Annotated in this window: 9 protein-coding genes and 1 pseudogene; 8 read left to right on the forward strand and 2 right to left on the reverse strand. The window is 68.2% G+C overall.

The genetic code is table 11. The features are described from left to right. The 3 genes and pseudogenes from ACWF94_RS26520 to ACWF94_RS26530 all read left to right on the forward strand — a co-directional run. Nucleotides 1–123, forward strand: a pseudogene (locus tag ACWF94_RS26520) (GNAT family N-acetyltransferase); the annotation flags it as partial. Between the two features lie 227 nt (nucleotides 124–350). Further along, the gene (locus ACWF94_RS26525) at nucleotides 351–1,850 is read left to right on the forward strand and encodes an MFS transporter (RefSeq protein WP_453493468.1); all 1,500 of its coding nucleotides are present in this window, start codon (nucleotides 351–353) and stop codon (nucleotides 1,848–1,850) included. Nucleotides 1,851–1,901: 51 nt separating this feature from the next. After that, nucleotides 1,902–2,444 (forward strand): TetR/AcrR family transcriptional regulator, encoded by a 543-nt coding sequence (locus ACWF94_RS26530; protein WP_453493471.1) that lies wholly within the window; start codon nucleotides 1,902–1,904, stop codon nucleotides 2,442–2,444. A 148-nt stretch (nucleotides 2,445–2,592) separates the two neighbouring features. On the opposite strand, the gene ACWF94_RS26535 is transcribed toward ACWF94_RS26530, so the two are convergent. Continuing rightward, entirely contained in the window at nucleotides 2,593–3,648 is a 1,056-nt protein-coding gene (locus ACWF94_RS26535; protein ID WP_453493474.1) for an SGNH/GDSL hydrolase family protein, read from the reverse strand. 111 nt (nucleotides 3,649–3,759) lie between these two features. Between ACWF94_RS26535 and ACWF94_RS26540 the strand changes: the two genes are divergently transcribed. Beyond that, nucleotides 3,760–5,160 carry a cystathionine beta-synthase gene (locus tag ACWF94_RS26540; protein ID WP_453493477.1) on the forward strand — a complete coding sequence of 467 codons (1,401 nt, stop codon included), beginning with the start codon at nucleotides 3,760–3,762 and terminating at the stop codon, nucleotides 5,158–5,160. Nucleotides 5,161–5,264: 104 nt separating this feature from the next. Here the strand turns inward: ACWF94_RS26540 and ACWF94_RS26545 are convergent, their stop codons facing one another. Further along, nucleotides 5,265–6,605 (reverse strand): tetratricopeptide repeat protein, encoded by a 1,341-nt coding sequence (locus ACWF94_RS26545; protein ID WP_453493479.1) that lies wholly within the window; start codon nucleotides 6,603–6,605, stop codon nucleotides 5,265–5,267. 317 nt (nucleotides 6,606–6,922) lie between these two features. Here ACWF94_RS26545 and ACWF94_RS26550 point away from each other — a divergent pair, with 317 nt between their 5' ends. Genes ACWF94_RS26550 through ACWF94_RS26565 form a run of 4 tightly spaced genes read left to right on the forward strand, consistent with a single transcriptional unit; the run spans nucleotide 6,923 to nucleotide 7,912 of the window. Then, nucleotides 6,923–7,108 carry a hypothetical protein gene (locus ACWF94_RS26550; RefSeq protein WP_453493482.1) on the forward strand — a complete coding sequence of 62 codons (186 nt, stop codon included), beginning with the start codon at nucleotides 6,923–6,925 and terminating at the stop codon, nucleotides 7,106–7,108. Beyond that, nucleotides 7,105–7,338, forward strand: coding sequence for a hypothetical protein (locus ACWF94_RS26555; RefSeq protein WP_453493485.1), 234 nt, complete (start codon nucleotides 7,105–7,107; stop codon nucleotides 7,336–7,338). The genes ACWF94_RS26550 and ACWF94_RS26555 overlap by 4 nt, the downstream gene beginning before the upstream one ends. Next, nucleotides 7,335–7,487, forward strand: coding sequence for a hypothetical protein (locus ACWF94_RS26560; RefSeq protein WP_453493488.1), 153 nt, complete (start codon nucleotides 7,335–7,337; stop codon nucleotides 7,485–7,487). The genes ACWF94_RS26555 and ACWF94_RS26560 overlap by 4 nt, the downstream gene beginning before the upstream one ends. After that, on the forward strand, nucleotides 7,484–7,912 hold the full coding sequence (locus ACWF94_RS26565; protein WP_453493491.1) for a hypothetical protein: 429 nt from the start codon (nucleotides 7,484–7,486) through the stop codon (nucleotides 7,910–7,912). The genes ACWF94_RS26560 and ACWF94_RS26565 overlap by 4 nt, the downstream gene beginning before the upstream one ends. The last annotated feature ends 157 nt before the right edge of the window (nucleotides 7,913–8,069 follow it).

Below are 8,069 nucleotides of genomic sequence, written 5' to 3' on the forward strand. Positions count from 1 at the left end.
CAGTCGAATCTCCCCGTGTACGAGCACTTCGGCTTCACCGTGCTCGGGGAGGCGCGGCTGCCGGGGGGCGGACCGCAACTGTGGGCGATGAGGCGGGAGCCGCGTACCCCCGCCGGTATCTGAGGACGGCCCGCCGGGCCCGATCTGAGCGCATCGCCCCGCCGGACCCGCCGGGGCGGTGCGCGTATGGGGTGCCCCGGGTTTCTGCCGGGGCGCTGCCTCAGCGGCCCGCGCCCCGCCACCGAGGAACGGCAGCCCAAGGACCCCGTCACAGCGCCCTGGCATCATAACTGTACCTTTCGGAAGGTACAGTTATGAGCGTTGTGCGGTTCCTAGGGAAGGTGGACAGGATGGTTCTCAGCGCAAAACGGCGCTGGCTGCTGCTGACGGTGGTGAGCGCCGGACTCCTGCTGATCACGCTGGACAACTCGATCCTGTACGCGGCGCTGCCGACGCTGGTGGGGGATCTCGGTGCGAGCAGTTCCGAGAGTCTGTGGATCATCAACGCCTATCCGGTGGTGATGGCCGGGCTGCTGCTGGGCAGCGGGACCCTCGGCGACCGGATCGGGCACCGCCGGATGTTCCTGATCGGTCTGGTGGTCTTCGGGGCCGCCTCGCTGACCGCCGCGTTCTCGCCGACTCCGGACGCCTTGATCGCGGCCCGCGCGTTCCTGGCCGTCGGTGCGTCGGCGATGATGCCCGCGACCCTCGCCCTGATCCGCATCGCGTTCGACGACGAGCGGGAACGCAACATCGCCATCGCCATCTGGGGCACCCTGGCGATCGTGGGCAGCGCGCTGGGCCCGATCGTCAGCGGGCTCCTGCTGCAGAGCTTCTGGTGGGGGTCGGTCTTCCTCATCAACGTCCCCGTCGTCATCGCGGCGCTCATCGCCACCCTGGCCATCGCGCCGGCCAATGACGCCGACCCCACCAAGCGCTGGGACCTGTTCTCCTCGCTCCTCGCGCTCGTCGCCCTCGTCGGTCTCGTGATCGCGATCAAGGAGACGGCGAAGCAGGAGCGCGCCCCGCTCATCATCGCCGCCGCCCTGCTCGCGGCCGCTGCCGGCGGATGGGCGTTCGCACGCCGACAGCGCCGCCTGCCGTACCCCCTGCTGGACTTCGCGATCTTCCGCAACCGGGCCTTCCTCGCCGGCGTCCTGGCCGCCGGATTCGCCACGTTCGCCATCGCCGGCATCCAGCTGGTCACCACTCAGCGCTTCCAGCTCGTGGAGGGCTTCACCCCGCTGCGGGCCGGTGTCCTTGTCGCCGCCGTGGCCGTGGGGGCGATGCCGACCGCCATACTCGGCGGTGCCATCCTGCACAGGGTCGGCCTGCTGCCCATCGTCGCGGGCGGCCTCGCCCTCAGCACGGTCGGCTCCGTACTGATCCTGCTGAACTTCGACACCAGCATGGGGCTGCTCATCACCGGGCTGCTCGTCGCCGGTGCCGGTCTCGGAGCGGCCATGTCCGTCGCGTCGAGCGCGATCATGGGCAATGTCCCCGCCCGGCGGGCCGGCATGGCGTCCTCCGTGGAGGAGGTGTCCTATGAGTTCGGCGGCCTCATCGCGGTCGCCCTGCTCGGCAGTCTCCTGACCTCCGTCTACACCGCGACCCTTGACCTGCCTGCCGGAGTCCCGGATTCCGCGCGCGACAGCCTCGACGCCGCGCTGGCCTTGGCAGGGGACGACAACCCGTCATTGATCACCGCCGCGTCCAGTGCTTTCGACAGCGCCTACTTCTCCGTGATGATCGTGGTCGCCGCCGCCATGGCCGTCGGCGCGATCCTGACCGGTCTCCTCCTACGCCGCCACGGCCCCGGATCCACCCTGTCCGCCGCCACACACCACTGACACCCACTGACACCCACCGACACCCACTGACACCACGCCTCAGGAGTCCCCATGCGGACCAGCAAGCGAACTCAGATCCTCGAAGCGGCCCGCCGAGTCGTGGAGCGGGAAGGCATCAAGGGCGTCACCTTCGACTCCGTCGCCGCCGAAGCAGGTCTGACCAAGGGCGGGCTCCTCTATCACTTCGCCTCCCGGGAAGATCTCGTCCAGGGCATCCATCAGTACCTCGCCGACCGATGGGAAGCGGTCATGGTCGCGGCAGCGGGCAAGCCCGCGTCCGAGGTCACCCCTGAGGAACGCCTCACCACCTATATCCGCGTCGCCGCCGACAGCGCCACCCGGGCCGAGCTTCTCTTCATGCTCGAAGGATCGACGACCGCCGAACACTCGGCCCCCTGGGTCGCGGTACTGGAACGGTGGGCCCCCGCCCCGGTCACCGACGCCGACGACCCCGTCGCACTCGACCAGTTCATCGCCCGCCTCGCAGCCGACGGCCTGTGGCTGTTCGAGTCCTTCGCCATGCATCGACTGGACCCCGAACTACGCCGTGCCATCGCCGGACGCATCGCTGAACGTCTGCCCGGCAGGTCATAGCCCCGGGTGGGCCTGGCCGTTCCGGAGGACCCGCCTGCCGAGCCGCCTCGGTCCGCGGCAGCGGGTCCCGTCGCCCCCTCCCGGATCCAGCCCGCCCCACCTGGCCCGCCTGACCCGTCTGACCCGTCAGAACCCATCGGAGACGCCCTTAGGGCCGGGTCGGCTGGGGAGACGGCGGGGTGGTGGGTTCCGGGGCGGGTTCGGGGAGGCGGCGGCGCCGGCGGTGCTTGAGCAGGGCCCAGGGGGCGCGGGCGCCCGTGACCTCCGTCCCCGCCTCGTGCGCGGCCTCCGCCGCGGCCTCCGCGACCGGCAGTATGCCCTCGTCCCGCGCCGCCTCGGGCCGGTCCGACTCGGGCCACACCCCCAGCGCCGCGCACACCGTCGGCAGCATCGCCATGGCGGCTGTGGCGTACCCCTCCGCCGACGGGTGGTAGTTGTCCGCGCCGAACATCTCCCTCGGATTCGCGGCGAACTCCGGCCCCAGCAGATCGCCCAGCGACACCGTGCGCCCGCCCTGCTCGATCACCACGATGGTCTGGGCCGCCGCGAGCTGGCGGGAGACCCGGCGGGCCAGCCACCGCAGCGGCTGGTACACCGGCTCGATGGTGCCCAGATCAGGGCAGGTGCCGACGACCACCTCGGCCCCCGCCGTCCGCAGCCTGCGCACGGCCGACGCGAGATGCCGTACGGACTGCGTCGGCGGCATCCGATGGGTGACATCGTTCGCCCCGATCATGATCACGCCGACGTCCGGCATCCGGGACGTGTCCGCCAGCAGCGCCGTCACCTGGCGCTCCAGATCGTCCGACTGGGCCCCCGGAAGGGCGACATTGCACACCTCCACGGGCCGCTCGGCCACCGCTGCCAGCCCGGACGCCAGCAGCGCGCCCGGTGTCTGGCCCGCCCGCCGTACCCCCTGGCCCGCGGCCGTGGAGTCCCCCAGCAGCCCGAGGAGCAGCGGATCGGCCCGGCCGAACGCCAGCCCGTACAGTCCGTCCCCGCGCGGCGGCACGGGCGCACGCCCGCCGCCGACCGACCGTTTCGCGAGCTGGACCTCGGCGAGCACCACACCCACGGTCGCCACTCCGAGCAGACCGATGCTCCCGCCGCCATAGGCCGCGCCCGCCGCGATACGCCGCGCCACTCTCGCCCTCGACACCGTCCGGCCTCCTCTCCTCGCAGCCAAGCCGCGGTCCGTACTCATCAGTACCTAACTGCCCCGAAGCCGCCGCTTCCCAATCAGCCGTACTCGCCCAATCCCACCCGAGTCCGCATACTCTGGCCGCATTCACTACGGAGATCCCGGAGAAACACTGTGCGCATCCATCACTCGATGATCAGTCTTGTCGGCAATACCCCGCTGGTGAAGCTGAACAGCGTCACCGAGGGCATCCAGGCGACCGTCCTGGCCAAGGTCGAGTACTTCAACCCCGGCGGCTCGGTCAAGGACCGGATCGCCCTGCGCATGATCGAGGCGGCGGAGGCGAGCGGCGCGCTCCTGCCGGGCGGCACGATCGTGGAGCCGACCAGCGGCAACACGGGCGTGGGACTGGCGATCGTGGCCCAGCAGAAGGGCTACAAGTGCGTTTTCGTCTGCCCGGACAAGGTCTCCACGGACAAGATCAACGTGCTGCGGGCATACGGTGCCGAGGTCGTCGTCTGCCCCACGGCCGTGGACCCCGAGCACCCCGATTCGTACTACAACGTCTCCGACCGGCTCGTACGGGAGACCCCCGGCGCCTGGAAGCCGGACCAGTACTCCAATCCGGACAATCCGCGCTCGCACTACGAGTCCACCGGCCCCGAGCTGTGGGATCAGACGGACGGGAAGATCACCCATTTTGTCGCGGGCGTGGGCACGGGCGGCACGATCTCCGGGACCGGCCGCTATCTCAAGGACGTCAGCGACGGCGCGGTGAAGATCATCGGCGCCGACCCGGAGGGCTCCGTCTACAGCGGGGGCTCCGGCCGCCCGTATCTGGTCGAGGGCGTCGGTGAGGACTTCTGGCCCACCGCGTACGACCGGACCGTGACGGACGAGATCGTCGCGGTCTCCGACAAGGACTCCTTCCAGATGACCCGCCGGCTCGCCAAGGAGGAGGGCCTGCTCGTCGGCGGCTCCTGCGGCATGGCCGTCGTGGCGGCGCTGAAGGTCGCCGAGGGGCTCGGTCCCGACGATGTGGTGGTCGTCCTGCTCCCGGACAGCGGGCGCGGCTATCTGTCCAAGATCTTCAACGACGAGTGGATGGCGGACTACGGCTTCCTGGAGGGCTCGGGACCCTCCGCCTCCGTCGGTGACGTACTGCGCCACAAGGAGGGTGGCAAGATCCCCAGCCTGGTCCATATGCACCCCGAGGAAACCGTCGGCCAGGCCATCGAGGTGCTGCGCGAGTACGGCGTCTCCCAGATGCCCATCGTCAAACCGGGCGCGGGCCACCCGGACGTCATGGCCGCCGAGGTCATCGGCTCGGTGGTCGAGCGCGAACTGCTCGGCGCGCTCTACACCCAGCGCGCCGCACTCGCCGACCCGCTCGAGAAGCACATGAGCCCCCCGCTCCCGCAGGTCGGCTCCGGTGAGCCCGTGTCCGATCTGATGACCGTGCTCGGCGACGCGGCGAACGCGGCGGACGCGGCGATCGTCCTGGTGGAGGGCAAGCCGACGGGCGTGGTCAGCCGCCAGGACCTGCTGGCGTTCCTGGCGACGGCGAGCGGCTGAGCTGACGCGGACTCCTTGCGGTGTGCGGGGGTCACGTGGTGGTCGTAGCCGACACCGCCCCCGTTCCGGATCACACCGGAACGGGGGCGGTTTGGGTTTACAGGTCAGACCAGCAGCGAAGCCGGAGTAACCAGTCGTGCACGTTCGTACAGATCACGAGCGGAGTGGTTCCTCAGATGAGGTTTGATCAGTCGCAACATGTTCTGAATTCCCAGATCGGCTCTCCCGGACTGCACCAGAGGGTAGTCATCCAGGGCACCCCTCCAGGTAGAACATGCCGCTTCGAGATGCCCGATAGCGAATTGCCGCTCAGCCAGAATTGTGCGCTTCTTGACGCGCGTGCGACGGTAGATGTCGTAGTGCAGTTTGTCCGACTGCTTCATCGCTTCGACCGCGCCCGTCACATCACCCAGTTCGTATCGGACTTGGCTTGTGTGATAGTTTAGTGCTGCTGGATCGTACGAACCGAATGTCGTCTGTTGCGATTCGGCCTTTTCCATCGCCGCTTCGGCTTCCCGAAGGTACATCAGAGCGTCATTTCGGTATCCGAGTTGAGCTGACGCATGAGCCTGCTGACCGGCCAGGAATGCACGCATCCTTGGGCCAGCCTGGGGAGATGCGGAAGCGGCAGCATCTGCAAGGCGCATAGCTGCCTTGCCATGGCCAAGGTCGACAGCTTGGACGCTCATTCCTCGCAAGGTGGTGCAGTAGGTGAGGTGATCCTCTGACGCCCCGGCGAGTTCCAGCGCCTTCAAGTAATACTGCTGAGCCAACCCGTGAATCCCCTCGTCCACGGCCATGTACCCAGTCAAATAGCACAGGTCGGAAGCAGCGGACATCATCGCTTTCCGAACCGGCTGAAGGGCTTCGGCCCGCAGGTACGGGGCAACGGTGTTGACAAGGAATGCGGCAGCCATGGGGCGTGCGTGCCGTCCGCCGAACTGGTCATCGAGTTCGGAAACGCGTTCCGTCATGGCGGCGACCATCTCGACCTCAGCCATGCCGATACGCAGAGTCCTGCCCGACTGTGCGGATTCTATCCGGCCCACGACGTCCGGCCAATCGGGGATGGTCAGCGCGACAGAGAACAAGCCTGCGCCCACAATGCTCCGGCGCGACGGTTCCATATCTTGCCTCCCCAAGTCGATGAGTCCTTCCACCGTACTGGGGTGGTTGGTCAACGCCTGTGGGGGTGTTGAGAATCCTGCTTCGGCATGAGTAACGGGCCGGTGCAGCTTGCGGGACAGCGCTTCCAGGATCAGCGGGCGCGTCTCCTCCCTGGGCAGTTGCCCGCTGAGCCACTGGCTAACGGACGGCCGTTGGTACGTGACCGGGGTCCCTCGCTCCGTTCCGAGACGGTTCACCGCCTGGGCGAACTGGCGCTGAGTCCACCCGGTCTCGCGATAAAGGCGGGCCAGACACTCGTTCGGTTCGCGGGTAACCATGAACGGCCAACTCCTCATGTCAGTCGTGCACTTACCACTTTTACCCCTTGGTGCTTCCTCAACGGTACCGCTGAGTGTGAGCAGGCAGTTGCCTAGTGCGAGGACGGAACACCGCACGGAAGCCAGCGAAGGGGCACGGCACATGAACAGCAGGAACATGGCTCGTCACCCGCCCGACGAGATTGCTGCGCTGGTCGGTCTCATACGCGCTGGTGGTGTCTGGGGACTGGCCCCCGCCTGGGTTCCCCGTAGCTTCGCCATGTCCACGCGGGGACTCCGCACGGGTCTGGTGGGCGCTCTGCAGAGGCGGTTGGCCCATGAGCGCCAAGGACCTTGAGCCGGTGCCGGTGGAGGGCTGCCGGATCTGCGCGGGGTATGTCCGGCTCCGCACCTACTGCCAGACGTGGCGCGGGCTGCGCGGCGACGGCCGTCGTCAGGCTGAGCGCGCGAACGACGAGATCAGGAATCACCCCCACAAGCCTGCGATGGAGGAGGCTGAGTGAACACGCCAGGAGGCCGCTACCGGCCCGAAACGGGCGACGTGGTCAAGGATGCCTCGCACGAGCGTGTGGGGCGCGTCATGGGCCACGTCGGGCCCGTTTATCAGCTCCGCCCGCTGAACGGCGGACGGGAGTGGGAAGCCCCTGCTTCCGCCCTGAGCCCGGCTGTCCAGTCCGACGCCATGAGCCCCGCCCTGGCCGAGGTCAACGCACAGAGCAGGGGCTACCGGTGAAGACGCGGCTGGCGGCGTGGCGGGCGCGCTGGTGCCCCCTGGCCGCGCTCGGCCGCAAGGCCGGACCGTACGAAGGACCCGCCTACGCCCTGGCCGTCTTCCTGGGCATGACCGCAATCGTCACCCTCGGCGCACTGGGGGAGCTGTGAGCGAGCCGTTTGTACGCCGCATCTGCGGCGAGGAGACGCCCGTGTCCCGCTCGCTGGTTCGGATCATGTTCCACCTGCGTCCCGAAGAGGCCAAGAACCCTGAGGGAATGGAACGCGAGCTGCGGTGTCTGCTGGAGGACCACCAGGACCAGCGAACGCATTCTGCGCTGGCATGGGTGCTGACGGATGCCAGCAAGGGTGAGATGTGGGTCTCGTGGGCCGAGGCCGGGCAGGTGATGGTGCAGGTGCGGCCGGACTGCCCCGCTGTCACCGGGCACGGGGTGCAGGACGAAGCCTGCGGGCTTTTCCTGGATCATCCCGGAGGGCACAGCTTCGAACTTCTTGATCCAGAGGAAGAAGCGTTCAAGGCCAGTCCGGAGTACGCGCAGATCACCAACCTGATCAATTCCCGCCTCGATTCCTGACTCGCCAGACTCCCGCCCCTTGTCTCTCGTGGATCTTGTTTCTGCTCACCACTTGGGAATCACGGGGCGGGTAAAGGGCCCGTCCGGCTGTCGGCGGCCGGACGGGCCACGCACCCAGGGATTACCGAAGAATGATCCGGTACTGAGAGTTCAACGG

It is taken from the genome of Streptomyces sp. NPDC055078, assembly GCF_053607985.1.

Bases quoted from the DNA above. Each gene is read 5' to 3' on its own strand.
- ACWF94_RS26525 (WP_453493468.1), top strand. From the start codon at position 351: ATGGTTCTCAGCGCAAAACGGCGCTGGCTGCTGCTGACGGTGGTGAGC.
- ACWF94_RS26530 (WP_453493471.1), top strand. From the start codon at position 1,902: ATGCGGACCAGCAAGCGAACTCAGATCCTCGAAGCGGCCCGCCGAGTC.
- ACWF94_RS26535 (WP_453493474.1), bottom strand. From the start codon at position 3,648: ATGAGTACGGACCGCGGCTTGGCTGCGAGGAGAGGAGGCCGGACGGTG.
- ACWF94_RS26545 (WP_453493479.1), bottom strand. From the start codon at position 6,605: ATGGTTACCCGCGAACCGAACGAGTGTCTGGCCCGCCTTTATCGCGAG.
- ACWF94_RS26550 (WP_453493482.1), top strand. From the start codon at position 6,923: ATGAGCGCCAAGGACCTTGAGCCGGTGCCGGTGGAGGGCTGCCGGATC.